A 22,996-nucleotide genomic window follows, 5' to 3' on the forward strand; every position below is an offset into this window, starting at 1 on the left:
TCATGGGCGGGTCAGATTCTCCGGGCGCTCGCCGGCGACAATGCGTTGCCACAGCTGGGCGCGTTGCTCGGCGTTTTCCACCGGCTCCAGCCAGATCAGCAGCGGCGCATTGCTGCCGCCGGGCAAGGGTTCGAGGGTATTGCCCAGGCCCTGGCGCTCGGTCAGGGCGCGGCTGACCGCAGGGGTCAGGCTGTAGTCGATCCAGCGCTCGGCCAGCTCCCGCTGCGGTGTGGCCCGGCTGACGGCCCAGCAGTCGAGCCAGGCCAGGGCGCCTTCGCGGGGCAGTACGTAGTCGACGTTGGCCCCGGCATCGCGCAGCAGTTTGAGCTGCTGGCGGCCGTAGTTGGCCAGCATCAGCGCGACCTTGTGCCGCTGGTACAGGGCCACCGACTCTTCCGGCAGGCTGTAGAAGCCCAGCACGTTGCGGCGCAGGGCTACCAGCTGCTGCAGGGTTTCACCGAGGTCGGCCTGGGGGATGCTGAAGGGCGGCTTGCCCATTTTCAGGCGCGTCAGGGAAAAGTTGTGGCTGCTGCCGTCATAGGCCAGCACCTGCCCCTGCCAGCGTGGATCCCACAGGCTGCTCAGCGAGTCAGGTGGCGTGCTGATCAGGTCGCGGTTGTAGATCAGGCCCATCTCGCCATAGGTATAAGGGATGCCATAGGTCTCGCCATCCTTGAGCAGGCCCGGGATGTCGCTGAGCTGGCGGAACTGGCGCAACTGACGGTTACGGTTGGGCAGGTTGTCCAGACGCACCGGCTGGAGCAGTTGCTGTTCGGTGAAGTGGCGGATTTCCGAGGTGTTGGCGGCAATCACATCGTAGTGGCTGCCCTGATCGGCGGTGAGTTTCTGGCGCAGCTCGTCGTCGCTGCCCACCAGGGTGACTTCGACCTCGACATCTTCCTGTTCGGCAAAGGCGCGCACCAGATCCGCATCGGCATAGCCGGGCCAGGCAAGGATGCGCAGCAGCGGCTCGGCCTGCAGCGGCAGGCTGAGCAGGCCGAGCAGCAGCGCTGGAATCATCTGACGTAGTGGCATAACTGCTCCCGCGGCTGGAACTTCTTGCAGTGTAGGCCAGCTTTATCCGCTGCAGGCAGGCGAAGGGGGCTCCGCCTGCCTGTGCAGGGCTCAGAAACGTGCGGGTACCAGCTTGAACGGGTAGGGCTTGGCCTTGACCTTGGGCTTGCCGCGCTTGGGCAGCTTGACCTTCTCGGCGGGCAGATCCTCGTAGGGCACCTGCTCCAGCAGATGATTGAGGATATTCAGGCGCACGCGTTTCTTGTCCTCGGAGTGGGCCATGAACCAGGGCGCCCAGCTGGTGTCGGTGGCGGCGAACATGGCATCGCGGGCTCTGGTGTAGTCGTCCCAGCGGGTGAACGACTTGACGTCCATGGGCGTGAGTTTCCAGGTCTTGCGGCCATCCTCGATACGGTCGCGCAGGCGCCGTTCCTGTTCTTCCTGGCTGACTTCCAGCCAGTACTTGATGAGGATGATGCCGGATTCGACCATGGCCTTTTCCACCAGGGGCACGCCCTTGAGGAACTTGTCGGCCTGTTCGTCAGTGCAAAAGCCCATGACCCGCTCGACGCCGGCGCGGTTGTACCAGCTGCGGTCGAAGATCACCACTTCACCGGCCGCCGGGAAATGCTGGATGTAGCGCTGCACGTACATCTGGCTCTTTTCCCGCTCGGTAGGCGCCGGCAGCGCGACCACACGGAACACACGCGGGCTGACCCGTTCGGTGAGCGCCTTGATGGTGCCGCCCTTGCCGGCCCCGTCACGCCCTTCGAAGACCACGATGACCTTCAGGCCCTTGGCCTGGACCCACTTCTGCAGTTTGACCAGCTCCACGTGCAGCCGCTTGAGTTCCTTCTCGTATGCCTTGCGGGACAGTTTCTCGCCGGTGGTTGCCTTGTCGGGCGTCGCGTCCTTATGCTGCTTGCTCATTGCGTTGTCCTCGTATGGTTTGCAGATCCCTGGCATCAGGCCTGAGCTGCACGGTGCGGGTAAAAAACGTACTCTGCAAGAGTAGCGAGGCTCCGGAGCGTTTGACCATGCTCCAGATCACTGCAGGCAGTTTCTTCAGGGTGGATTGGCTTCTTTACGATCACTCAGCAGGAGCTTGACCATGGAAGAAATCGGCCTCAACAACCTGTCTGTCGAGAAGGCGCAAAGCCTGATGGATCTGGGTATCCACTACGCCACCAGTTTCGGCGTGAAGATCCTCGCCGCCATTGCCTTCTGGGTAATCGGCCGCTGGCTGATCGGAACGGCGGTGAGCATGGTGCAGCGTTCGCTGGAGCGGCAGCAGGCCGATCCGACCGTGCTGCGCTACATCGGCTCGTTCATCACCGTAACCCTCAATATCCTTCTGGTAATCGGCATCCTCGGTTATTTCGGGGTGCAGACCACCACCTTTGCCGCCCTGATCGCCGCCATCGGTGTGGCCATCGGCATGGCCTGGTCGGGGCTGCTGGCCAACCTCGCGGCCGGCGGCTTCATCATCGTCCTGCGTCCGTTCAAGGTGGGGGATTTCATCAGCGCCGGCGGTGTCACCGGCACGGTCAAGGAGATCGGTCTGTTCGTCACCACCATCACCACCCCGGACAACGTGCTGACGCTGGTGGGCAACAACAAGATCTTTGCCGACAACATCCAGAACTACACCGCCACGGCGTTCCGTCGCGTCGATCTGACGGCTCAGCTGTCTGGCGCGGCCGACTACAAGGCGGCGATTGTCCTGCTCAAGGAGCGCATCGCCCAGTTGCCCAATGTGCTGGCCGAACCGGCCGTGGACGTGGAAATCCTCGAGTTCAATCTGGTGGGGCCGGTGCTGGCGGTGCGTCCGTACTGCAAGCCCGAACATTACTGGCCGGTGTATTTCGCCACCAATCAGTTGCTCAAGGATGCGCTGGGCGGGGCTGCGTTCCCGGCGCCGATGGCGGCGCAGACGGTGATCGTGCAGCAGAGCTGATGGCGTCAGGTGTAGCCAGACGGGCGGCCAAGGCCGCCCGTTTGCGTATCAGATCGGTTGCCGGGCATCCCATTTGGGCGTGACCGAGCCCTGTTGCTGTTGCAGCAGATCCAGCAGCTGTGCCGGGTCTTCGGCCTGATGCAGCAGGCCGCGATGAGGCGGGCGGATGAAGCCGGCGCTGACCGTCTGATCGAGAAAGGCGCTGAGGCCCCGGTAGAAACCGGCGACATCCAGCAGGCCGATGGGCTTGGTGTGATAACCGAGCTGGGCCCAGGTCCACACTTCGAACAGTTCTTCCAGGGTGCCGAGACCGCCGGGCAGGGCGATAAAGGCGTCGCTCAGTTCGGCCATGCGCGCCTTGCGCGCGTGCATGCCGTCCACCACCTCCAGGCGCGTCAAGCCCTTGTGGCCGATTTCCGAGCGTTGCAGGCTCTGCGGGATGATGCCGGTCACCTCGCCGCCGGCGGCCAGCACGGCATCGGCCAGTTTGCCCATCAGGCCGACTTCGCCGCCGCCATAGATCAGGCGCAGGCCGCGTTCGGCCAGCGTTCTGCCGAGAGCCTCGGCTGCCTGCTGGTAGGCCGGGTCATGCCCCACACTGGCGCCGCAGAACACGCAGATCGATTGCAGGGGCATAGGCTTCTTGTTACCTCAAGTGCTTGTCAATGCACGCTGGACTCGCCGTCACAGCCGCTACAGGCGCAGGCGTAGGCTGCGAGCAGGCATTGCAGAACAGTGGGAATGAACATGGCGCTGACTCCATGGGAGGGACAGGCTTAAGCCTAGTCGAGCCAGAGAGTGCGCGTGGTTGATTGTCTCGATCAGCGCAATAGTCAGGGTTTGACGCTGAAATCCGGCGCGCTGCCCGGGTTCTGGATGTCCTGCAGGTAGTTGCGGAAAATCTGGCTGAGCACCTGATTGGCGGCCTGCAGCTCTTCGCGGCTCATCTGCTGGGCCAACTGGTCAGCGCTGTCCATGGCTTCTTCGGCGCCGTTGATGGACGCCATCTTCAGCACGATGAAAGCCTGCACGCGGTTGGCCGGGACGCCTTCGCCGCGGGCGAACATCAGGCCCAGACGCCACTGGGCCTGAGCATGGCCCTGAAGGGAGGCCTGCTCGAACCAGGCCAGCGCCCGGGGCAGGTCCTGCGCGGTGAGCTGGCCATTGTAGTAATACTCGCCCAGTTCGAACTGGGCCTTGCTGTCGCCGCTTTTGGCATAGGCCTCGCAAGCGGCGAGCGCCTCGCCGCGCTGCTCAGCCTCGGTATTCAGGGTGCAGCGGCCGAGCGCCGGCACCAGCAGCGAATTGCCTTCGGCCAGTAGCAGGCTTGGCGAGAGTGTCAGGGCCACCCCGATCAACAGGGCGCGGCAGGTGCCGTTCATGGGCGGTTCCGTCTGATTCGGCCGGTCGGCCGCAACTGCCGTCATTATGGAGCAGTGCGGGCGACCGGACCAAGCATCACTTGAGCTGGGCGAAGGCGCGCTCGGCGGCATCCAGCGTCAGCTTCAGCTCGGCATCGCCGTGGGCAATGGAGGTGAAACCGGCCTCGAAGGCGCTCGGTGCCAGGTACACGCCGCCTTCCAGCATCAGGTGGAAGAACTTTTTGAAGCGCTCGGCATCGCTGGCCATCACGTCATCGAAGGTGACGATATCGGCCGCTTCGCTGAAGTACAGACCGAACATGCCACCGGCCTGGGTGGTGACGAAGGGGATGCCGGCGGCATCGGCGCGCTCCTTGAGACCGGCCAGCAGGCGGGTGGTGTAGTCGGAGAGTTCGGCGTGGAAGCCCGGGCGGCTGATCAGCTTGAGGGTGGTCAGGCCAGCGGCCATGGCCAGCGGGTTACCGGACAGGGTGCCGGCCTGGTAGACCGGGCCGAGCGGAGCGATGCAGCCCATGATCGCGCGCTTGCCACCGAAGCAGCCGACCGGCATGCCGCCGCCGACGATCTTGCCGAAGGTCGACAGGTCCGGGGTGACGCCGTAGTGCGCCTGGGCGCCGCCCAGGGCAACGCGGAAACCGGTCATCACTTCGTCGAAAATCAGTACTACACCGTGCTTGTCGCACTGCTCGCGCAGGCCTTCGAGGAAGCCCGGCGCCGGCGGCACGCAGTTCATGTTGCCGGCCACCGGTTCGACGATGATGCAGGCCACGCTCTGGCCGACTTCGGCCAGGGTCTTCTCGACGGCGGCGATGTCGTTATAGGGCAGTGTCAGGGTGTGCTTGGCAAAATCTGCCGGCACGCCGGCCGAGCTCGGTACGCCCTGGGTCAGCAGGCCGGAACCGGCTTTGACCAGCAGGCTGTCGGAGTGGCCGTGGTAGCAGCCTTCGAACTTGATGATGGCGTCGCGGCCGGTGTAACCACGGGCCAGGCGGATGGCGCTCATGGTGGCCTCGGTGCCGGAGCTGACCATGCGTACCATCTCCATGGACGGCACGATGCTGCAGACGAGGTCCGCCATCTCGGTTTCCATGGCGGTCGGCGCGCCGTAGGACAGGCCGTGCTGCAGCTGGTTGCGTACCGCATCAAGCACGTCCGGGTGGGCGTGGCCGAGGATCATCGGGCCCCAGGAGCCGACGTAGTCGACATAGCGCTTGTCGTCCTCGTCGATCACATAGGCGCCTTCGGCGTGCTTGAAGAACAGCGGCGTGCCGCCAACGCTCCTGAAGGCGCGTACCGGCGAGTTGACGCCGCCGGGGATGTGCTTCTGGGCATTGGCAAACAGGGTTTCGGAACGGGACATGGAAGCTCTCTCTCGAATCAGGATGAGGGGAACAGCGCGCTGAAGGCGCGCGCGCGCCTCTCCACTTCGGCAGCGGAGGGGGCAGAAAACAGGGCGTGGACCACGGCCAGCAGATCGGCGCCGGCGCGGATCAACTGGCCGGCGTTATTCAGGTCGATGCCGCCGATGGCCACCAGCGGCAGATTGAACTGGGCGCGGGCCTGACTCAGCAGTTCGATGCTGGCGGCAGGCGCGCCGGGTTTGGTCTGCGAATTGAAGAAACGGCCGAAGGCCAGGTAGCTGGCGCCTTCGCTGCTGGCGCTGGCCGCCAGCTCAAGCTGGGCGTGGCAGGTGGCTCCGATGATCGCCTTGCGGCCCAGCAGGGCGCGGGCGCGGCCAGCGAGCCGTCGCTCTTTCCACCGGCAGTAGGCGAGCCAGATCTGCAAAAGGAGCGAGGGCTGCGAACAGGCGTGGGCATTCGCCTTCGGCCAGATGAAACGGATTGCTAAGAGCCAACAGCAGCATCTGTTGGTAAATGCCGCGCAAGGTGCAAGCCGGGATAGGCTGGAAGGCTGCCGCAACGTGCTCGTCCAGGCACTGTTGGTGCTCGCCGATCCAGTAGAGCAGGTGGCTATCCAGCCAAAGGCCACGGGGCGGCTCCTGATACAGCTGGTAGTGGCGCATCACGCACTGGGCAAGGAAGTGCTGGGCCATATACAAGCACCAGGCCAGGTGAGGCTTAGAGGGTGTGCGCCCTTGTAGTATCTGCAGTAGCAGGCGTTTGAACCCGGTTGCCAGCTCATGACAGAGGCGCAGAAACAGAAGTGGCGGTGGGTTGCCATCCTGATAGGCGCTGGCGTAATGACGGTACTCATCACTGAAGTTTTGCAGCACTCGCTGTCTTTCCAGTAAGGTCAGCGCGCTGCGGTTGAGGCGGAACAACAGCTCCAGGACTTCGCGCAATGCGGCGTCCTGGGCCTGGCCGCGAGCCTGCAGCAGGCAGGCTGGCAAAGTCGCCAGCGGCAAGGCGTTTTCTTCCAGTATGTCCGGCACTTCCAGGCGCAGGGCATCCAGGGTCATAACCACCCCGCTTCAACGAGGAATAAAGGCATGCGAAAGCAGCTCCAGACTATCGTGATGATCGCAGGCAGCTTCTGGCTGACGGCGTGCAGTGAGGACTATGGTACTGACCAGCATGGCCGAATGGTATCTGCAGCACAACTGCAAGATCGCTGGTTGGTCATCAATTACTGGGCCGAGTGGTGCGGGCCGTGCCGTAAGGAAGTGCCTGAGTTGAACCAACTGGCTGCTGGTCGTCCTGATCTGGCCGTTCTCGGTGTCAACTACGACGGTTTGCAGGGCGAGGAGTTGCTCAAGGCGTCCGAGCAGTTGGGCATACGCTACAGCGTGCTTTCAATGGATCCAGCCGAGCGCTTGAAGTTGCCGCGAAGTGATGCATTGCCCTCGACCTATCTGATCGACCCGCAGGGGCGTGTGCGCGATCAGTTACTGGGTGAGCAGACCTCCGCGGGATTGCAGGCGCGACTGGCGCAGTTGCAGCAAGAGGAGTGACAGCAATGACCAGACAGTGCCGGCATGCCTACGTCAGCGGCAAGGTGCAGGGTGTGTACTTCCGCCAGGCAACCCAAGAACAGGCCGATGCGCTGGATCTGGATGGCTGGGTGCGCAATCTGGCCGATGGTCGGGTTGAGGTGTTGTTCGAGGGCGAGGCCGAGGCCGTAGAGCGCCTGCAGCACTGGTTGCAGCAAGGGCCGCAACAGGCGGAAGTCAGTGGGCTGGAGGTCAGCGAGGCGCCGCTGCAGGGGATTGCCGGTTTCATCGTGCGTCGCTAAACGCTGAGCTACTCGGCTCCGGGGTCAGCGGCCAGTCGGCCTGCCTTCTTGAGCAGCAGGTCGAGAAACTCTTTCTGCAGCTCGGGATCATTGCGCGTCAGCTCGATCAGGCTTTGTTCCAGCTCGCTGGCTTCCTCTTCCAGCCCGAGTTGGGACAGGCGCTGAACCCGGTGCACCCAGCGCTCGACGTCATCATCTTCCAGGTCGTCATAAATCAGCGCATGGGCTTCCTGCAGCTTACCGCGCAGGTTACGACTGACCAGCAGGCTGGCCTCGCTGTGGCTGCCATCTTCTGGCGCTTCCACACGCAATGTCAGCTTGCCGATGCGGCTGGCGTCCTGTTCGGCAAAGGGGCCGTCGAGCAGATTGAGATGCAGGATGCCCCTGCGGTCGGTGGTCAGCTCGAAGGACTGTTTGCCGGCACTGACCTGCACCGGGCGTTCTGCCCAGGGCAGGGTGGTGTATTCGGTGCGTTGGTCGAGACGCTTGTCGCTGAGCAGCGCCAGGTTCTGTTCGGCGCGACCGTTGGACTCGACGTTCATCGCCGGATTAAGTCCGGCAAAGCCGTATTCGATCCAGCCACGGGTAGCGCTTTCCGGCACATTGCCGAGCAATACCACGTTCAGAACGTTGGCGCCGACCCCGGCAACCACGGCCACGGCCCCCAGCGGTACCTCATACAGCTCGCGCCAGGCCTGATAGGGCGTGTAGCGGTCGTAACGGCGGGTGACCTCGTAGTCGGTGACGGCAAAGGTCTTCTGTTCCTGTATACGGATGCGCCGTTGTGGCAGCTCCAGCGTGGCTGGTTCGCCCACGTCGATGCTCAGGCTGTGTTCAAGCAGCTTGCGCTCGCTGCGTGCCTCCTGATCGCTGCGTTGCGGCAACTGGTTGGCGCAGCCGCTGAGGAGAAGGCTGCCACCCAGGGTGGCAGCAGCTGTCAGGCGGAGGAGGCAGCGAGTGGGCATGGCGATCAGCAGGTCTGTTGGGCCAGGAAGTCGAGAATGTCACCGATGGCGATGTTCTGGTTCTCGCCAGCGCGACGGTTCTTGTACTCAAGGGTACCTTCACCGAGGCCGCGCTCGCTGACCACGATGCGGTGCGGAATGCCGATCAGTTCCATATCGGCAAACTTCACGCCGGGGCTGGTTTTCTTGTCACGGTCATCCAGCAGCACTTCGTAGCCGGCGGCGGTCAGGTCGGCGTACAGCTTGTCGGTAGCGGCCTTGACCTGCTCGTTCTCGTACTTCATCGGCACCAGTGCGATCTGGAACGGAGCCAGGGCCTTGGGCCAGAGGATGCCGCGCTCGTCGTAGTTCTGCTCGATGGCAGCGGCCACTACGCGCGACACGCCGATGCCATAGCAGCCCATGGTCAGGATCACCGGCTTGCCGATCTCGTTGAGAACCGACAGGTTCAGCGCCTGGCTGTACTTGGTACCGAGCTGGAAGATGTGGCCGACTTCGATGCCGCGCTTGATCACCAGGGTACCCTGACCATCCGGGCTGGGGTCGCCGGCGACCACGTTGCGCAGGTCGGCAACCGCCGGCAGCGGCAGGTCGCGCTCCCAGTTCAGGCCGAAGTAGTGCTTGTCGTCGATGTTGGCGCCGGCAGCGAAGTCGCTCATCAGAGCGACGCTGCGGTCGATCACGCAGCTGAACGGCAGATTCAGCGGGCCCAGCGAGCCGGGGCCGGCGCCAATGGCAGCGCGAATCTCGGTTTCCGAAGCGAACACCAGCGGGCTGGCGACCAGCTCATGGTTGGCGGCCTTGATCTCGTTGAGTTCGTGGTCGCCGCGCACGATCAGGGCGATCAGCTTGCCTTCCTCGGCGGCGTGAACCACCAGGGTCTTCACGCTCTTCTCGATGGCGATGCCGAACTGGCTGACCAGTTCCTCGATGGTTTTGGCATTCGGTGTGTCGACCAGACGCAGTTCTTCGGTGGCCGCGCCACGCACGGTTTCCCGTGGAATCGCTTCGGCCTTCTCGATGTTGGCGGCATAGTCGGAGGTGTCACTGAACGCGATATCGTCTTCGCCGGATTCGGCCAGCACATGGAACTCGTGGGAGCCTGTGCCGCCGATGGAGCCGGTATCGGCCTGCACGGGACGGAAGTTCAGGCCCAGGCGGGTGAATACGTTGCAGTAGGCCTGGTGCATGCGGTCATAGGTTTCCTGCAGGGAAGCCTGGTCCAGATGGAAGGAGTAGGCGTCCTTCATGATGAACTCGCGACCGCGCATCAGGCCAAAGCGCGGACGGATTTCGTCGCGGAACTTGGTCTGGATCTGGTACAGGTTCATCGGCAGCTGCTTGTAGCTGTTCAGCTCGTTGCGGGCCAGATCGGTGATGACTTCCTCGTGGGTCGGGCCGGCGCAGAACTCGCGACCATGACGGTCCTTCAGACGCAGCAGCTCGGGGCCGTACTGTTCCCAGCGACCGGACTCCTGCCACAGCTCAGCGGGCTGGACCAGCGGCATCAGCACTTCCAGAGCGCCGGCGGCATTCATTTCTTCGCGTACGATGGCTTCGACCTTGCGCAGCACGCGCAGGCCCATGGGCAGCCAGGTATAGAGGCCCGAGGCGAGCTTGCGGATCATGCCGGCACGCAGCAGCAGCTGGTGACTGATCACCACGGCATCGGACGGGGTTTCTTTGAGGGTCGAGAGCAGGTACTGACTGGTACGCATGTTTGGCCGTTCTGTCGGTTGCGATAGGCGGGAGGTGCCCGGCATTGTACGGCGCCCGGGCCCCTGACGTACAGGCGGGCCCGCTGAAACGGAGAGCTGTGGAAATGTCGGTGTTGACTGCTGAGCAGGTGCAGGGGCTGATTCGTCTGGGCGTGCCCATGGCCGAGGATATCGACCTGTGCATCGATCATCTGGATGCCGAGCGGGCCATCGCGCGCGTGCCCTTCCACGGCAAGCTAGTCAGGCCGGGCGGCACGCTGTCCGGGCCGACCATCATGGCGCTGGCCGATGCGGCCATGTATGCCGTTGTGCTGGGGCGGCTAGGACGAGTTGAAATGGCCGTGACCTCGAACCTGAATATCAACTTCCTGAGCAAGCCAAAAGCAGTGGATCTGATTGCCGAGGCGCGGATTCTGAGGCTGTCCAAGCGACAGGCAGTGTGTGAGGTGGAGCTGTATTCGCTGGGCGGTGGGGATGATCTGGTGGCACATGTGACAGGCACATACGCTTTGCCGCTTTAAGCTTTTCGGCAGGCAAAAAGAAACCCGGCCTAGGCCGGGTTTCTTCGATCAGGCGTAAACCTGCAGGACTTAGATGATGTCCAGCGGGTATTCGATGATCAGGCGGGTGTCGTTCATGTCCGGGGCGTAGTTTTCGTTCTGAATACCGTTGCCGCGGTAGATCGAGTGACGCAGGCGGAAGGAGAGATCCTTGGCAGCACCATCCTGGATGATGTACTTGGACTCGAAGTTCCACTCGTTTTCTTCGCCGTTCGGCAGTTTCTCGCCGGCGTTGTCAACACCGTAGTCCACGTCTTCACCAGTAATGTAGCGGGTCATGAAGCTCAGGCCCGGTACGCCGTAGGTTTCCATGTCCAGATCGTAACGAACCTGCCAGGAGCGCTCGTCCTTGCCGTTGAAGTCAGAGATCTGCACGGAGTTGGCCAGCCAGATGGTGCCGTTACCGTCGATGCCGTAGTAGTAGCCGGTGTCGCCAGTGGAGCGCTGGTGGGCCAGGGTCACAGTGTGTGCGCCCAGAGTGTAGGCAGCGGCCAGCGACCAGATCTTGTTGTCGATTTCGCCGGCAATTTTCTTGCCATCGTCGTCGGACTTGTAGTAGTTCAGGTCGAAGTTCAGGGACTGATCATCGGCCAGCGGCAGGGTGTAGTTCAGGTTCAGGTACTTCTTCTTGACGAAGTCTTCTACGTCAGAAGCGTGAATGGCGCCGCTGAAGTTTTCGCTGAACTGATAGGCAGCACCGAAGATGTTGGCCGACTTCAGTGTGTAGATCTCGTCAACATCATCGCCATCCAGATCTGCTTCGGCAGTCAGGGAGTCGCGGCCGGTGGCTACCTGGCTGCTCATGGCGGTGAAGTGACCAGCGCTCAGCTCCAGGCCTTCGATCTCGTTGCTGACCAGATAGGTACCGGTAGCGGTTTCCGGCAGGATGCGCGAGTCGTCGGTGCTGAATACCGGCGAGGCAACAAACTGATTGCCGTACTTCAGAGTGGTGTTAGACAGGCGAGCTTTAACGGCGGCGCCGGCTTGGCTTTGGGTATCTTCAGCGCGGTCTTCGCTGTTGGTGCTGAACTGGCCCAGGCCTACACGGCCGCGGCCGGTGTCCAGTTTGGTGCTGGCCAGAACAAAAGTGTCAACGCCGAAGCCTACTGTGCCCTGAGTGAAGCCGGATTCGAACAGAACGCGTGTGCCGAGGCCAAACTCTTCGGCGTAGCCACTCTTGAACGAGGAGTCCTCTTCGCCGTCACCGTCGGTATCGACAGTCGGAATATGGCCAGCGCCGTTTTTGAAATCACGGTTGTGATACAGGGCGCGGTTGAACAGCTGCAGGTCGCTGTCTTCGATAAAGCCTTTTGCTTCGGATTGTGCGCTGGCCATCGCCAGTTGTGCAGTACCGGCGGTGACCGCGAGGGCCAGAACGCTCCACTTCATCACTTGCATTGTGATTGCTCCTTTGGTTTAGAAGATTCTCGCTACCTATTGATTTAAGGCGGCTCTTTCTTTTTGTGTCGGCGCCAAACTTATAGCATGTGACGCGCAACTGATAACAGTTCTGGCTTATTTTGCTCGACTAGGCGGCACTTCGTGTCGCTTTTTTGCAAGTCGTCTGTCGCAAAAATAAATCCCCCAACCTTCTTCTTAATCGCTACCGCTTTCTTTTCCGTGCTTAAGGGTCGGTTAAGACTGCCGCCACACACTGCTCCCATCACTTCCATGCCACGAGGTTCGATCATGGAGTTTCAGGGGGCACCGGCCACGCTGTTGGCTAAGATCGGTCAACAGTCTTCCCTTACGCTGAGCTTGGTTAAGCAAGACGCGTGCACAAATACACGAGAGCGCCTGGAATTTTTTATTCGTGAGCGCTTTGCCGAGCACTACGGCGCACGTATCCAGCATTTTATGCCATGCCTGCTCGGTCTGGATGATGAGCACGGGACGCTGCGCGCGGCTGTGGGGGTTCGTAACGCTGCACAGGGTGTGTTGTTTCTTGAACGTTACCTGGATATGCCTATCGAGGAGGCCATTGCCCTGCGCAGCGGCCGCTCGATTGCGCGCGATGAAATCGTCGAGGTGGGCAATCTTGGTGCGCTTGAGGCGGGGCATGCCCGCTTGTTGATCATCGCTATGACGCATTTTCTGGTCAGCCAGGGTTTCCGGTGGGTGACCTTTACCGGGACCCTGAGTCTGCTCAACAGTTTTCAGCGTCTGGGGCTCAGCCCGATTTCGCTGGGCCTTGCTGACCCTCAGCGTATGGGTGCCGATCTGGCGGATTGGGGCAGCTACTACGCCACCAAACCGCAGGTGATGGTCGGTGATATCTGGGGCGGGCATACGCGCCTTGAGGCTCATGGCCTTTACCGTCGACTGGGTCTTGAAGCCTTTTACCCGTCGCTGGAGGTGAGCGATGTCGCCTGTGGTTGAGCAGTTCTTTGCCGGCATGGCCGCGCATGGCGATCTGCCGGCCCTGAGTGAAGGTCCACGGCAGCTGAGTTATGCGCAGTTGCTGGAACAGGTTGGTGCGCGTGCCGATCTGTTGCTGCGCCATGGTGCGCGCCGGGTCAGTCTGGCTCTGGATAACGGCATTGACTGGGTGCTGTGGGATTTGGCCTGCCTGCAGGCCAACTTGCCCTGTGTGCCGCTGCCGGGCTTTTTCTCCTGTGATCAGCAGCGCCATGTTCTGGACAGCGCGGGTGTGGATACGCTGATCAGTAGCGATCCTGAGGCCTTTGCCGGATTTGGGTTTGCAGTGACTGAAGCCGGTCTGGCTCAGCGTACTCTGTCGCAAGCCGCCGAGTTACCTGCCGGCACCCTGAAGATTACCTACACCTCCGGCACCACCGGGCAGCCCAAGGGCGTGTGTCTGGATGCCGATGTGCAGCTGCGCGTGGCCCATAGCCTGTGGCAGGCGAGCCTGAGTTGTCAGGTCGAGCGCCATCTGTGTGTGTTGCCGCTGGCGACCCTCCTGGAAAACATCGCCGGGGTTTACGCCCCGTTGCTGGCCGGTGCCTGTGTCGAGTTGCTGCCCCTGGCTCAGGTAGGCCTGAAGGGCGCGAGTCAGTTCGATCTGCCGAGCTTTCTGCAAGCCCTCAACAAGGTCCAGCCGCATAGCCTGATCCTCCTGCCACAGCTGCTTCTGGCGCTGGTCACGGCTGCCGAGCGTGGGCTGCCTGTTCCGAGCTCGCTGCGCTTTATTGCCGTGGGTGGTGGCCGGGTGGCTCAGCCGCTGCTGGAGCGCGCCGGGGCGCTGGGGCTGCCGGTATTCGAGGGATATGGCCTGTCGGAGTGTGCATCGGTGGTCTGTCTTAACCGGCCCGAGGCCCGTCGTCCGGGGACTGTCGGCGAGCCGCTGGCACATGTCGAGGTGCGTCTGGCCGACGATGGCGAGGTGCTGGTGCGTGGTGCGCGGATGCTTGGCTACTTAGGCGAGCCTTGTGTTCATGACGAGTGGCTGGCGACTGGCGACCTTGGCCACTTCGAGGATTCCTTTCTGGTCCTGCATGGGCGCAAGAAGAACCAGTTCATCACGGCCTACGGACGTAACGTCAACCCCGAGTGGGTTGAGGCGGAACTGGTTCAGCAGTTGCCGATCGCCCAGGCCTGGCTGCATGGCGAGGCCCAGCCGGCCAATGTGGCGGTGCTGACGCTGCGCTTTCCCGGCACCTCCGATGCGGATGTGCAGGCCGCCGTTGATGCGGTCAACGCCGGCCTGCCGGATTACGCCCGGGTACATCACTGGATCCGCGCCGAACAACCTTTTACTGCCGACAACGGCCTGGCCACCAGCAATGGCCGGCTGCGTCGAGTTGCCCTGTTTGCTCACTATCAGACCGCCATCGAAACCCTGATGGCTACTCATACTCTTTGAGGATTGAACATGAACTTCTTTGATCTGCTGCAACAAGAAACCGCTGCCGAACGTGAATACCTGCTGGGCGCGCCAATCATTCAGCAGGCGATGGCCGGCACTGTCAGCCTGCCCAGCTATGTGGCGTTTCTGACCCAGGCCTATCACCACGTCAAACATACCGTGCCGCTGCTGATGGCCTGCGGGGCCCGTCTGCCAGAGCGTCTCGAGTGGTTGCGTGAGGCGATTGCCGAGTACATCGAGGAGGAGTACGGCCATCAGGAGTGGATCCTCAACGATATCCGCGCCTGCGGTGCCGACGCCGAAGCTGTCCGTCATGGCCAGCCGCATCTGCCGACCGAACTGATGGTCAGCTATGTCTACGACCGCATCAATCGCGGTAACCCGGTGAGTTTCTTCGGCATGGTCAACGTGCTGGAAGGCACTAGCATCGCTCTGGCCACCCAGGCCGCCGGTGTGATTCAGGGCAAGCTGGGATTGCCGAACAAGGCCTTCAGCTACCTGACCTCTCACGGCAGCCTGGATATCGAGCACATCAAGTTCTACGAGAACCTGATGAACAAACTTGAAAGCGACGAAGACAAGCAGGCCGTGATCCATACCGCACGGGTGGTTTACCGCCTGTACGGCGATATGTTCCGCAGCCTGCCGCTGTCGGCCTGAGGAGATAACCATGCAGCTCAATGAATGTCGGGCGGTGGTCACCGGTGCCAGTGGTGGCATTGGCCGTGCTCTGGTGTCGGTACTGGCTGAAGGAGGTGCGCGCTTGCTGCTGGTCGGCCGCACGGCGGCCGCTCTGGAACAGATGGCCGCTGCGTATCCGGGACAGATCGAGTGGGTGGTGGCAGACATCCGCGAGCGCGTTGGCCGCGAAGCCGTACAGTCGGCGGCTCGGCGCTTCTCCGGTATCAATGCCCTGATCAATGCCGCCGGGGTCAATCAGTTCAGCCTGCTCGATCAGCAGGATGAGGAGGCCATTGCCGAGCTGGTACAGCTCAATGTCACCGCAACGCTGCAGCTGACCCATCGCCTGCTGCCGATTCTGCGTCAGCAGGGGCGGGCGCTGGTGGTCAATATCGGCTCGACCTTCGGCTCTATCGGCTATCCCGGTTTTACCGCCTATTGCGCCAGCAAGTTCGCCATCCGCGGCTTTTCCGAGGCGCTACGCCGCGAACTGGCCGACACCCAGGTCAAGGTGCTCTATCTCGCGCCAAGGGCTACGCGTACCAGTATGAACAGCGACAGCGTAGTGGCCATGAACACCGAGCTGAAAGTGGCCATGGATGATCCACAACTGGTGGCCAGTACCGTGCTTGCGGCAATTGAGTCCGAGCGCGAGGAACTGTACATGGGCTGGCCGGAGAAGCTCTTCGTGCGTCTTAACGGCCTGTTGCCACGGGTCGTCGATCAGGCGCTGCGCAAGCAGCTGCCTGTCATTCAACGCTTTGCCCGCAAATAACCAAGACATTCCTGGGAGGAATCGCCATGCGCAAGATGAAAACGACCGCGGTATTGCTGGCCGGACTGCTGGCAGCGCCGCTGATGAGCTGGGCGGCAGACGTCAATGAGACGCTGACGCGCTTGCAGAGCCGCTGGGCCGAGGTCAATTACCAGTTGCCGGAGAAGCAGCGCGAAGCGGCTTTCGCCGAGCTGGCCGCGCAGGCCGAGACCGAGGTGCGCAACAACCCGGCTGCGGAGCTGCTGATCTGGCGTGGCATCATTCTGAGTACCTATGCCGGGGCCAAGGGCGGTCTGGGGGCGCTGGATCTGGTCAAAGCCTCGAAAGCCAGTCTGGAACAGGCGCTGGCCAAGAATGATCAGGCTCTGGATGGCTCGGCGTATACCAGTCTGGGCGCGCTGTATTATCAGGTGCCGGGCTGGCCGGTTGGCTTTGGCGATGATGACAAGGCCGAGGCCATGCTGAGCAAGGCGCTGACCCTGAATCCCGATGGTATCGATCCCAACTACTTCTACGGTGATTTCCTCTATCGTCAGGAGCGTTATGCTGAGGCTCGCGCGGCCTTGCTCAAGGCGCAGGCAGCCAAACCACGCCCTGGGCGTGAGGTGGCCGATCGTGGTCGTCAGGCGGAAATCCAGGCGCTACTGGACAAGGTCGCGGCCGAATTGAAGTAACCAGACTCTAAGGACTGCGCATGCGTTTGCTGCTGGTGGAAGATGATCCGGCCCTCGGTGAGGGTATTCGTGCAGCCCTCAAACCGGAGGGCTACACGGTGGACTGGCTGCAGGATGGTTTGAGTGCCGTGCACGCCATCGAGCAGGAAAGTTTCGACTTGGTGATTCTCGATCTGGGGTTGCCGCGCCTGGATGGTTTGCAGGTGCTTAAGCGCGTGCGCAGTGGCAAGCATCAGTTGCCGGTGCTGGTGCTCACGGCCCGCGATGCCACGGGAGATCGTATTGCCGGGCTGGATGCCGGAGCCGACGACTATCTGGTCAAACCCTTTGATGTGGCCGAACTCAAGGCGCGTTTACGCGCCTTGTTGCGGCGCAGTTTCAACCGCTCCGAACCGCTGCTGGAGTACCGCGGCATCGTCCTCGATCCTTCTAGTCAGCTGGTGACCTGGCAAGGCCAGAGCCTGAGCCTGCCGCGCAAGGAGTTTCTCCTGCTGCATGAGTTGCTGGTGCAGCCGGGCCGGGTACTGACACGTGATCGTCTGCAGCAGGTGCTGTATGGCTGGGATGAGGACGTTGAAAGCAATGCTCTGGAGGTGCATGTGCACCACCTGCGCAAGAAGTTTTTCCCCGAGCTGATCCGCACCGTGCGTGGCGTGGGCTACATGGCGGAGAAGGCCTGATGCGCTCGATTCGCGCCCGGATTCTCGGTCTGGTACTGGGCGTGCTTGTGTTCTCGTTGACGGCGATCTCCCTGAAAAGCTACTTCGACGCGCAGCATGAGATCGAAGAGTTGTTCGATGCCCAGTTGGCACAGACCGCACGCATTCTTCAGGGCATGGTCGGGGGGGATATGCCGCTGGCAACACGGGAGCTGATGCAGCGTGCGCTTAATAGTGCTCTGCTCAGTCAACGCGCTGCCAGTCCGGCATTGCCGGCAAACGGACATCCTTACGAAGGCAAGCTGGCCTTTCAGGTGCTCGACGATAACGGGCAGGTACTGCTCCAGTCCGCCAGTGCCCCTGCTGATCTGCTGCGCCGGATGATTGTGGATTTCCATCAGCAGACTGCTGAGGCGCATGCTCATCAAGGTGGCGAGCCGCTGAGCAGTACCGGAGCAGATCTGCTCGGCTATCACACCGTTCCTCTGGGGCACTACCACTGGCGGGTATTCATGTTGCACGACCAACTGGCGGGCAAGTGGATCATGGTTGCCGAGCGAGGTGATGTGCGCGGCGAGTTGGTAGAAAAAATAGCCATGCGCAGTCTGCTGCCTGATTTGCTGGGTTTGCCATTGCTTGCCCTGCTGGTTTGGGTAGCGGTGGGTATGGGCTTGTTACCCTTGCAGCAGATGGTCAATTTTCTAAAAAGTCGTGACCCGGATAACCTGGCACCGCTGGTGCTGGCCCCATTGCCCTCCGAGCTGGAGCCGATGGCTGCCTCGCTCAATCGTCTGCTGCAGCAGGTCAATGTGCTGCTGGAGCGGGAAAAGCGCTTTCTGGCCGATGCCGCTCATGAGCTGCGTACACCGCTGGCGGTGCTGCGGATTCATGCGCAGAACGCCGTTTCTGCTGTGATTGCTGAAGAGCGCGATGCTGCCCTGGCGCAATTGATCGGTGGCGTGGATCGCGCTACTCGGGTGGTCACGCAACTGCTGACCCTGGCACGGCTTGAACCCAATGCCGTGCAGCTGGCCATGCAGACCTTCGATCTGGCGGCCTTTGTGCGTCAGGAGCTGGCCGAGCTGATTCCGCTGGCGCTGGAGCGTGATCAGGAGCTGACCCTGGACCTCGATGAAACGGCCGATCTCCTGCTGCGGGGCGATGCGCCCAGCCTTGGGATTCTCCTGCAGAATCTGGTCGGTAATGCCTTGCAGTACACCCCGGAAGGCGGTCGTATCCAGATCGCTTTGCAGGGACAGGGTGACAGTCTGCTGCTCAGCGTTCAGGACAGTGGCCCCGGGGTGCCGCAGGAACAACGGGAACAATTGTTCCAGCGCTTCTACCGGCAAGGTCCGGGGCAGGGGGCCGGCCTGGGGCTGTCCATCGTGCAGCGCATCGTCGAGCTGCACCGCGGCGAAATCAGTCTGCACACGGCAGCACTAGGCGGCCTAGAGGTGCGCGTGCGCCTGCCGCGCCACTGATCGCTGCGGTATTCTCTGCGCCACGTTGCCGTCACTGATGCGGCTACGCTGAATTCGAAGGCCTTTGCGGAGAAATGCCATGTTCACCCTGGATCAACGTCTGCAGCAGGACACGCTGCTGCTGGGAGACTTCCCTCTCTGTCGCCTGTTGTTGATGAACGATGCCAATTATCCCTGGTTCATTCTGGTGCCACGCCGTGATGAGGTGAGCGAGCTGTTCCAGCTGGATGCTCAGGAGCAGCAGCAGTTGTGGCGCGAGAGCACCGAGCTGGCGGAGGTACTCAAGGACACCTTCAAGGCGGACAAGATGAATGTGGCCACACTGGGTAATGTGGTCAGTCAGCTGCACATGCATGTCATCGTGCGGCGCAAGGATGATCCGGCCTGGCCCGCGCCCGTCTGGGGCAAGCACCCGGCCAAGCCCTACAGTGACGAACAGGTCGCTGCGCTGCGGAGCAAGCTGCGTATGGTGCTGGACGATGATTTTCAGTTTGCCGGAGAGTCGGCATGAGCGTTGAGCTGCGTTTGATGGAGCTGGAGACCCGGGTGGCCTTTCAGGACGATGCTCTGCTGACCATGAGCGATGAAATAGCCCGCCAACAGCGCGATATCGAGCGGCTGCAGCTGCAGTTGGCGGCGCTGGCGCGGCGACAGGAAGACCTGGCCGGTCAGGTCGGGGAACCTCTGGGCGACGAGCCGCCCCCGCATTACTGAATCACAGACATGAAAAAGCCCAGCATTGCTGGGCTTTTTTGATCGCCTGTCTACATTAGCGGCGATTGGGTGCAGCGGCGATCACATCTTCGGCCTGCAGGCCTTTGTCACGCTGAATCACCGAGAACTCCACGCGCTGGCCTTCGATCAGGATGCGGTGGCCTTCACCGCGGATAGCGCGGAAGTGCACGAAGATATCGTCGCCGGTGTCGCGGGAGATGAAGCCGAAACCCTTGGAGGTATTGAACCACTTGACCGTGCCGGTCTCGCGATTGCCCTGGGCACCACCGGTTTCTCCGGGGGTATAGGCGAAGCTGTCACGTTGCCCGGCTTCGCTGCGGAAGTTGTTGGCAACGTGCAGCAGGGTGGCGATGGCGGCGCTGAGCAGGCTGAGCAGAATCACCGGTTGGCCGGCCAGGGTGCTGAGCGGAGCGAGGACGCCCAAGCTTTGCAGGGCCACGGCTGCAACCAGCAGGGCGGAGCAGAAGCTCTGCAGAAGCTGGCGATTACCCTGCCACTGGGGCAGTTGCGGGGCCAGCAGCAGGTTGAGCAGGCCCAGCAGGGTCAAGTAGATGGCATCAGCTTGTTGCAGATAAGGAACGGCTTCGGCACGCAGGGAGGGAATAAAGGACAACAGCAGGGCGGTAACGCCCGTCAGCAGATGGACGATTTTCAGCATTGATAATCAACTCGTGGCATGGATGGTAAATACAAGAGCCAGCAGCGCCAGCGGTGACGCTGCTTGCCTATATCGACAGGAGGGAGCTCGCTGCGACACGCGCGGTATTTAACCGCAAAGCGTATCGCCACTCAAATCAAGCGGTTAGCGGTGGCGTCTCGAGCGCTGGCTGGACCTGATTGCGGCCATTGCGTTTGGCTTGATAGAGGGCATCGTCGGCACGCTGCAGCAGTGTTTCCGGAGTGTCGCCGGTTTGTGCCATGGCAATGCCGAACGAAGCCGTAATGGTGTTGAGTACCTTGTCGGTACTACGCACCTTGACCCGGAGTGCTTGCAGCTTCGTGCGAAGCTGTTCGGCAAACGCGTGAGCGGTCTGCATGTCGGGGCAGTTGAGCAGAATGACGCTGAACTCCTCACCACCATAGCGTGCCGCTAGCGCGCCAGGCGGAAGCAGTTCACGCAGCAGCTGGCCAACATGCTGCAATACACGGTCGCCTAGCGGATGACCATATTGATCGTTGAAGCTTTTGAAATGGTCAATGTCCAGCATCAGCAGAGCCAGGTTCTTGGTGCCACGTTCTACAGCCTGGTGCAGAAGACGGTTAAATGAGCTGCGATTAAATACCTGAGTCAGTCCGTCGAGGGTGGCGGCCATATGCGCACGCTCGAGCTGATCGCGCAGGTGCTGGATTTCCGATTGAGCGGCTTGCAGACGATAGAGGAACTTTTCCTGCTGATCCTGCATGGCTTGGGTGCTGATTTGAAGGTCGTTAAGCACGTTGGGCAGTTCATCTACCACTGGCTCGCGCAGTGCATCCAGCCCGGCAATCAGGCTCTGCTGATATGCCTTGCTGCCAGCCACACTGCTGACCACATCACCTTCGATTTCGTCGACTAGTTCGATGACCTGCTGCTGCCCTGCACGGGCCTCTTCCAGTTCGCCACGGATAATGTGTTCACGAAAGAGCTTGCTGGCCGACTCTGGAGGAACTGAATCGAAATCCTTGACGATCTTGTCCAGGCGGCGGTTCAGCTCTTGGTCCTGGCCCCGGCAATAGCTGTACCAGAGGGCAAAATGCACAGGTGTGGGTGCAATGTCGTGCCGCATCATCAGGGGTACGGCATGTTTGAGCAGATCAGCAGCCTCCCGAGTCTCTTCAGGAAAGAGGTCAAGAATGGTGGGGGCTTTAGCAGGCTGAGTCATGCACGTCACTGTGAACAGGTGGGCGAATGCGCCAAGCATAGAGCAGCGCGCTTTGCGTAACCAGTCAAAGGCCCGCTTTTGCGGGCCTTTGTGAGTTGGTTAGCTGTCCAGCAGGCTGCGTAGCATCCAGGCGGTCTTCTCATGAACCTGCATGCGTTGTGTCAGTAGATCCGCTGTTGGTTCGTCGCTGACCTGCTCGATCAGCGGGAAAATACCGCGCGCAGTACGGACTACCGACTCCTGGCCCTGAACGAGCTGGCGAATCATGTCCTGAGCGTTGGGCACGCCTTCCTCTTCCTTGATCGACGACAGTCGGGCATAGGCGGCATAGGTGCCAGGTGCGGGAAAGCCCAGCGCGCGGATGCGCTCGGCGATCAGGTCAACGGCCAGAGCCAGTTCGGTGTACTGCGCTTCGAACATCAGGTGCAGGGTATTGAACATTGGCCCGGTGACGTTCCAGTGGAAATTATGGGTCTTCAGATACAAGGTGTAGGTATCAGCCAGCAGGCGCGACAGGCCCTCTGCGATGGCGGCGCGGTCTGCCTGGGGGATGCCGATATTGATTTCCATGGGATATGCCTCCTCAGGGGTAAAGGTTCATGACAGGTTAACAGTGCGGCAGCTTAGCCTGGCATGCGTTGTGTCAATGGGATTGATGTATTGCCTGCGTCAATTGCTACGACTGCCCGTCAGCCTGGCCAGAATACGGGTGTAGCTGACGGGCATCAGGCGTTGCAGGCGGTCGAGCAGGCGTGCGTCAGCGCCGATTAGGATGCGAGGGTTGTTGCGTTTGATGCCGTCGATAATGACTCGGGCCGCTTCGGCTGGCGTGGTGCGGGCGATCTTGTCGAAATTGGCGGCCGAGCGCGCGGCATCCTGATTGCCGCTCATGTCGCGGTAAAAGCGTGCGGACTTTGCGATGTTGGTCTTGATGCCGCCCGGGTGCACGCAGCTGACCTTGACCTGGGTGCATTGCACCTCCTGGCGCAGCGCTTCGGTAAAGCCGCGCACGGCGAACTTGCTGGCGTTGTAGGCGCTCTGGGTGGGCACGCCGATGATGCCGAAGATGCTGGAGATGTTGACGATGTGGCCATCGTTGTTCTTGAGCAAATGCGGCAGGAAGGCCTTGGTACCGTGCACCACGCCCCAGAAGTTGATGCCCATCAGCCATTCGAAATCGTCATAGCTGAGGTCGGCGACCGTCTGCGAAACCGCGACGCCGGCGTTGTTGATGATGATCTGTGCGCTGCCATGGTGGGCCAGCACTTCATCGGCAAAGGCATAAACGGCCGCGCGATTGGCCACATCCAGCACATGGCAGCTGACGTCGGTGTTGGTCAGGCGCAGTTCGGCAGCCAGGCTTTCCAGATTTTCCTGGTTGATGTCGGCCAGCGCCAGAGCACAGCCTTCCTTGGCCAGTTGTTCGGCCAGCGCGCGGCCAATGCCTGAGCCTGCGCCGGTGATCACGGCAACCTTGCCACTGAGTACTTGCATCTGTGCGCCTCTTTTTATGGG

At 61.6% G+C, this 22,996-nt stretch carries 24 protein-coding genes and 5 pseudogenes; 13 read left to right on the forward strand and 16 right to left on the reverse strand.

The features are described from left to right. Window positions 1-1,035, reverse strand: coding sequence for an extracellular solute-binding protein (locus tag CK486_RS00615; protein ID WP_095938372.1), 1,035 nt, complete (start codon window positions 1,033-1,035; stop codon window positions 1-3). A 90-nt stretch (window positions 1,036-1,125) separates the two neighbouring features. Beyond that, window positions 1,126-1,944 (reverse strand): polyphosphate kinase 2, encoded by an 819-nt coding sequence (gene ppk2 / locus CK486_RS00620; protein WP_095938373.1) that lies wholly within the window; start codon window positions 1,942-1,944, stop codon window positions 1,126-1,128. Between the two features lie 250 nt (window positions 1,945-2,194). On the opposite strand from ppk2, the pseudogene CK486_RS00625 reads away from it, so the two are divergent. After that, a pseudogene (locus CK486_RS00625) lies at window positions 2,195-2,971 on the forward strand (mechanosensitive ion channel family protein); the annotation flags it as partial. Window positions 2,972-3,019: 48 nt separating this feature from the next. Here the strand turns inward: CK486_RS00625 and CK486_RS00630 are convergent. The 5 genes and pseudogenes from CK486_RS00630 to CK486_RS00650 form a co-directional block, all read right to left on the reverse strand. Further along, window positions 3,020-3,607 carry a TIGR00730 family Rossman fold protein gene (locus tag CK486_RS00630; protein ID WP_095938375.1) on the reverse strand — a complete coding sequence of 196 codons (588 nt, stop codon included), beginning with the start codon at window positions 3,605-3,607 and terminating at the stop codon, window positions 3,020-3,022. Between the two features lie 197 nt (window positions 3,608-3,804). Next, on the reverse strand, window positions 3,805-4,353 hold the full coding sequence (locus CK486_RS00635) for a tetratricopeptide repeat protein (RefSeq protein ID WP_095938376.1): 549 nt from the start codon (window positions 4,351-4,353) through the stop codon (window positions 3,805-3,807). A 76-nt stretch (window positions 4,354-4,429) separates the two neighbouring features. Continuing rightward, window positions 4,430-5,713, reverse strand: coding sequence for a glutamate-1-semialdehyde 2,1-aminomutase (gene hemL, locus CK486_RS00640; RefSeq protein WP_095938377.1), 1,284 nt, complete (start codon window positions 5,711-5,713; stop codon window positions 4,430-4,432). Between the two features lie 17 nt (window positions 5,714-5,730). Beyond that, window positions 5,731-6,084: pseudogene (locus CK486_RS00645) on the reverse strand (thiamine phosphate synthase); the annotation flags it as partial. Window positions 6,085-6,118: 34 nt separating this feature from the next. Then, window positions 6,119-6,772: pseudogene (locus tag CK486_RS00650) on the reverse strand (PilZ domain-containing protein); the annotation flags it as partial. 30 nt (window positions 6,773-6,802) lie between these two features. On the opposite strand from CK486_RS00650, the gene CK486_RS00655 reads away from it, so the two are divergent. Together CK486_RS00655 and CK486_RS00660 are read left to right on the forward strand one after the other, a co-directional pair. Further along, window positions 6,803-7,264 carry a TlpA disulfide reductase family protein gene (locus CK486_RS00655; protein ID WP_095938378.1) on the forward strand — a complete coding sequence of 154 codons (462 nt, stop codon included), beginning with the start codon at window positions 6,803-6,805 and terminating at the stop codon, window positions 7,262-7,264. A gap of 5 nt (window positions 7,265-7,269) precedes the next feature. Beyond that, complete coding sequence (locus tag CK486_RS00660; protein WP_095938379.1) at window positions 7,270-7,545, forward strand: acylphosphatase; 276 nt, start codon at window positions 7,270-7,272, stop codon at window positions 7,543-7,545. Between the two features lie 8 nt (window positions 7,546-7,553). Here CK486_RS00660 and CK486_RS00665 read toward each other — a convergent pair whose 3' ends face one another. Both CK486_RS00665 and CK486_RS00670 read right to left on the reverse strand, forming a co-directional pair. Further along, on the reverse strand, window positions 7,554-8,510 hold the full coding sequence (locus CK486_RS00665) for a hypothetical protein (protein WP_095938380.1): 957 nt from the start codon (window positions 8,508-8,510) through the stop codon (window positions 7,554-7,556). A 5-nt stretch (window positions 8,511-8,515) separates the two neighbouring features. Next, entirely contained in the window at window positions 8,516-10,228 is a 1,713-nt protein-coding gene (locus CK486_RS00670) for a proline--tRNA ligase (RefSeq protein ID WP_095938381.1), read from the reverse strand. A 113-nt stretch (window positions 10,229-10,341) separates the two neighbouring features. Between CK486_RS00670 and CK486_RS00675 the strand changes: the two genes are divergently transcribed. Beyond that, a complete protein-coding gene (locus CK486_RS00675) occupies window positions 10,342-10,749 on the forward strand; it encodes a PaaI family thioesterase (protein ID WP_256574351.1) in 408 nt (135 codons plus the stop codon). Between the two features lie 69 nt (window positions 10,750-10,818). On the opposite strand, the gene CK486_RS00680 is transcribed toward CK486_RS00675, so the two are convergent. Continuing rightward, window positions 10,819-12,186 carry an OprD family porin gene (locus CK486_RS00680; RefSeq protein ID WP_095938383.1) on the reverse strand — a complete coding sequence of 456 codons (1,368 nt, stop codon included), beginning with the start codon at window positions 12,184-12,186 and terminating at the stop codon, window positions 10,819-10,821. Between the two features lie 80 nt (window positions 12,187-12,266). Further along, entirely contained in the window at window positions 12,267-12,479 is a 213-nt protein-coding gene (locus CK486_RS00685) for a hypothetical protein (protein ID WP_095938384.1), read from the reverse strand. Here CK486_RS00685 and CK486_RS00690 point away from each other — a divergent pair. The 9 genes from CK486_RS00690 to CK486_RS00730 all read left to right on the forward strand — a co-directional run bounded on the left by CK486_RS00690 (window position 12,478) and on the right by CK486_RS00730 (window position 19,598). Beyond that, a complete protein-coding gene (locus CK486_RS00690) occupies window positions 12,478-13,167 on the forward strand; it encodes a thermostable hemolysin (RefSeq protein WP_095938385.1) in 690 nt (229 codons plus the stop codon). The genes CK486_RS00685 and CK486_RS00690 overlap by 2 nt on opposite strands. Next, entirely contained in the window at window positions 13,151-14,611 is a 1,461-nt protein-coding gene (locus CK486_RS00695; RefSeq protein WP_095938386.1) for an AMP-binding protein, read from the forward strand. The genes CK486_RS00690 and CK486_RS00695 overlap by 17 nt, the downstream gene beginning before the upstream one ends. 9 nt (window positions 14,612-14,620) lie before the next feature. Next, window positions 14,621-15,274 (forward strand): TenA family transcriptional regulator, encoded by a 654-nt coding sequence (locus CK486_RS00700; protein WP_095938387.1) that lies wholly within the window; start codon window positions 14,621-14,623, stop codon window positions 15,272-15,274. A 10-nt stretch (window positions 15,275-15,284) separates the two neighbouring features. Next, window positions 15,285-16,070: an SDR family oxidoreductase gene (locus CK486_RS00705; RefSeq protein WP_095938388.1), complete on the forward strand. Its 786-nt coding sequence runs from the start codon at window positions 15,285-15,287 to the stop codon at window positions 16,068-16,070. Between the two features lie 83 nt (window positions 16,071-16,153). Continuing rightward, on the forward strand, window positions 16,154-16,744 hold the full coding sequence (locus CK486_RS00710) for a tetratricopeptide repeat protein (protein ID WP_256574352.1): 591 nt from the start codon (window positions 16,154-16,156) through the stop codon (window positions 16,742-16,744). Between the two features lie 20 nt (window positions 16,745-16,764). Beyond that, a complete protein-coding gene (locus CK486_RS00715) occupies window positions 16,765-17,424 on the forward strand; it encodes a response regulator (RefSeq protein WP_095938390.1) in 660 nt (219 codons plus the stop codon). Then, window positions 17,424-18,884, forward strand: coding sequence for a HAMP domain-containing sensor histidine kinase (locus tag CK486_RS00720; RefSeq protein ID WP_095938391.1), 1,461 nt, complete (start codon window positions 17,424-17,426; stop codon window positions 18,882-18,884). Before CK486_RS00715 ends, CK486_RS00720 begins: the two co-directional genes overlap by 1 nt. A gap of 79 nt (window positions 18,885-18,963) precedes the next feature. Further along, window positions 18,964-19,395, forward strand: a complete 432-nt coding sequence (locus CK486_RS00725; protein WP_095938392.1) for an HIT domain-containing protein — start codon at window positions 18,964-18,966, stop codon at window positions 19,393-19,395. Further along, the gene (locus tag CK486_RS00730; RefSeq protein WP_095938393.1) at window positions 19,392-19,598 is read left to right on the forward strand and encodes a SlyX family protein; all 207 of its coding nucleotides are present in this window, start codon (window positions 19,392-19,394) and stop codon (window positions 19,596-19,598) included. Before CK486_RS00725 ends, CK486_RS00730 begins: the two co-directional genes overlap by 4 nt. Before the next feature lie 55 nt (window positions 19,599-19,653). Here the strand turns inward: CK486_RS00730 and CK486_RS18255 are convergent. The 5 genes and pseudogenes from CK486_RS18255 to CK486_RS00750 all read right to left on the reverse strand — a co-directional run. Next, window positions 19,654-19,872, reverse strand: a pseudogene (locus CK486_RS18255) (cold-shock protein); the annotation flags it as partial. A gap of 135 nt (window positions 19,873-20,007) precedes the next feature. Beyond that, window positions 20,008-20,277 (reverse strand): annotated as a pseudogene (locus CK486_RS18385) (cold shock domain-containing protein membrane protein); the annotation flags it as partial. Window positions 20,278-20,413: 136 nt separating this feature from the next. Then, window positions 20,414-21,481 (reverse strand): GGDEF domain-containing protein, encoded by a 1,068-nt coding sequence (locus CK486_RS00740; protein WP_095939024.1) that lies wholly within the window; start codon window positions 21,479-21,481, stop codon window positions 20,414-20,416. A 99-nt stretch (window positions 21,482-21,580) separates the two neighbouring features. After that, window positions 21,581-22,051 carry a Dps family protein gene (locus CK486_RS00745; RefSeq protein WP_095938395.1) on the reverse strand — a complete coding sequence of 157 codons (471 nt, stop codon included), beginning with the start codon at window positions 22,049-22,051 and terminating at the stop codon, window positions 21,581-21,583. A gap of 99 nt (window positions 22,052-22,150) precedes the next feature. Next, window positions 22,151-22,975, reverse strand: coding sequence for an SDR family oxidoreductase (locus CK486_RS00750; RefSeq protein WP_095938396.1), 825 nt, complete (start codon window positions 22,973-22,975; stop codon window positions 22,151-22,153). Window positions 22,976-22,996: the final 21 nt, after the last annotated feature.

The sequence above is a fragment of the Pseudomonas sp. HAR-UPW-AIA-41 genome (assembly GCF_002304225.1).
In the GTDB taxonomy this organism is placed as follows: Bacteria; Pseudomonadota; Gammaproteobacteria; order Pseudomonadales; family Pseudomonadaceae; genus Aquipseudomonas.

Excerpts from the sequence above, each read along its gene's own strand:
- CK486_RS00670 (WP_095938381.1), bottom strand. The coding sequence starts at position 10,228 with ATGCGTACCAGTCAGTACCTGCTCTCGACCCTCAAAGAAACCCCGTCC.
- CK486_RS00750 (WP_095938396.1), bottom strand. The coding sequence starts at position 22,975 with ATGCAAGTACTCAGTGGCAAGGTTGCCGTGATCACCGGCGCAGGCTCA.
- CK486_RS00710 (WP_256574352.1), top strand. The coding sequence starts at position 16,154 with ATGAGCTGGGCGGCAGACGTCAATGAGACGCTGACGCGCTTGCAGAGC.
- CK486_RS00630 (WP_095938375.1), bottom strand. The coding sequence starts at position 3,607 with ATGCCCCTGCAATCGATCTGCGTGTTCTGCGGCGCCAGTGTGGGGCAT.
- CK486_RS00655 (WP_095938378.1), top strand. The coding sequence starts at position 6,803 with ATGCGAAAGCAGCTCCAGACTATCGTGATGATCGCAGGCAGCTTCTGG.
- CK486_RS00690 (WP_095938385.1), top strand. The coding sequence starts at position 12,478 with ATGGAGTTTCAGGGGGCACCGGCCACGCTGTTGGCTAAGATCGGTCAA.
- CK486_RS00725 (WP_095938392.1), top strand. The coding sequence starts at position 18,964 with ATGTTCACCCTGGATCAACGTCTGCAGCAGGACACGCTGCTGCTGGGA.
- CK486_RS00745 (WP_095938395.1), bottom strand. The coding sequence starts at position 22,051 with ATGGAAATCAATATCGGCATCCCCCAGGCAGACCGCGCCGCCATCGCA.
- CK486_RS00695 (WP_095938386.1), top strand. The coding sequence starts at position 13,151 with ATGTCGCCTGTGGTTGAGCAGTTCTTTGCCGGCATGGCCGCGCATGGC.
- CK486_RS00715 (WP_095938390.1), top strand. The coding sequence starts at position 16,765 with ATGCGTTTGCTGCTGGTGGAAGATGATCCGGCCCTCGGTGAGGGTATT.
- CK486_RS00700 (WP_095938387.1), top strand. The coding sequence starts at position 14,621 with ATGAACTTCTTTGATCTGCTGCAACAAGAAACCGCTGCCGAACGTGAA.
- hemL (WP_095938377.1), bottom strand. The coding sequence starts at position 5,713 with ATGTCCCGTTCCGAAACCCTGTTTGCCAATGCCCAGAAGCACATCCCC.
- ppk2 (WP_095938373.1), bottom strand. The coding sequence starts at position 1,944 with ATGAGCAAGCAGCATAAGGACGCGACGCCCGACAAGGCAACCACCGGC.
- CK486_RS00705 (WP_095938388.1), top strand. The coding sequence starts at position 15,285 with ATGCAGCTCAATGAATGTCGGGCGGTGGTCACCGGTGCCAGTGGTGGC.
- CK486_RS00720 (WP_095938391.1), top strand. The coding sequence starts at position 17,424 with ATGCGCTCGATTCGCGCCCGGATTCTCGGTCTGGTACTGGGCGTGCTT.
- CK486_RS00660 (WP_095938379.1), top strand. The coding sequence starts at position 7,270 with ATGACCAGACAGTGCCGGCATGCCTACGTCAGCGGCAAGGTGCAGGGT.
- CK486_RS00740 (WP_095939024.1), bottom strand. The coding sequence starts at position 21,481 with ATGACTCAGCCTGCTAAAGCCCCCACCATTCTTGACCTCTTTCCTGAA.
- CK486_RS00635 (WP_095938376.1), bottom strand. The coding sequence starts at position 4,353 with ATGAACGGCACCTGCCGCGCCCTGTTGATCGGGGTGGCCCTGACACTC.
- CK486_RS00685 (WP_095938384.1), bottom strand. The coding sequence starts at position 12,479 with ATGATCGAACCTCGTGGCATGGAAGTGATGGGAGCAGTGTGTGGCGGC.
- CK486_RS00680 (WP_095938383.1), bottom strand. The coding sequence starts at position 12,186 with ATGCAAGTGATGAAGTGGAGCGTTCTGGCCCTCGCGGTCACCGCCGGT.
- CK486_RS00665 (WP_095938380.1), bottom strand. The coding sequence starts at position 8,510 with ATGCCCACTCGCTGCCTCCTCCGCCTGACAGCTGCTGCCACCCTGGGT.
- CK486_RS00730 (WP_095938393.1), top strand. The coding sequence starts at position 19,392 with ATGAGCGTTGAGCTGCGTTTGATGGAGCTGGAGACCCGGGTGGCCTTT.
- CK486_RS00615 (WP_095938372.1), bottom strand. The coding sequence starts at position 1,035 with ATGCCACTACGTCAGATGATTCCAGCGCTGCTGCTCGGCCTGCTCAGC.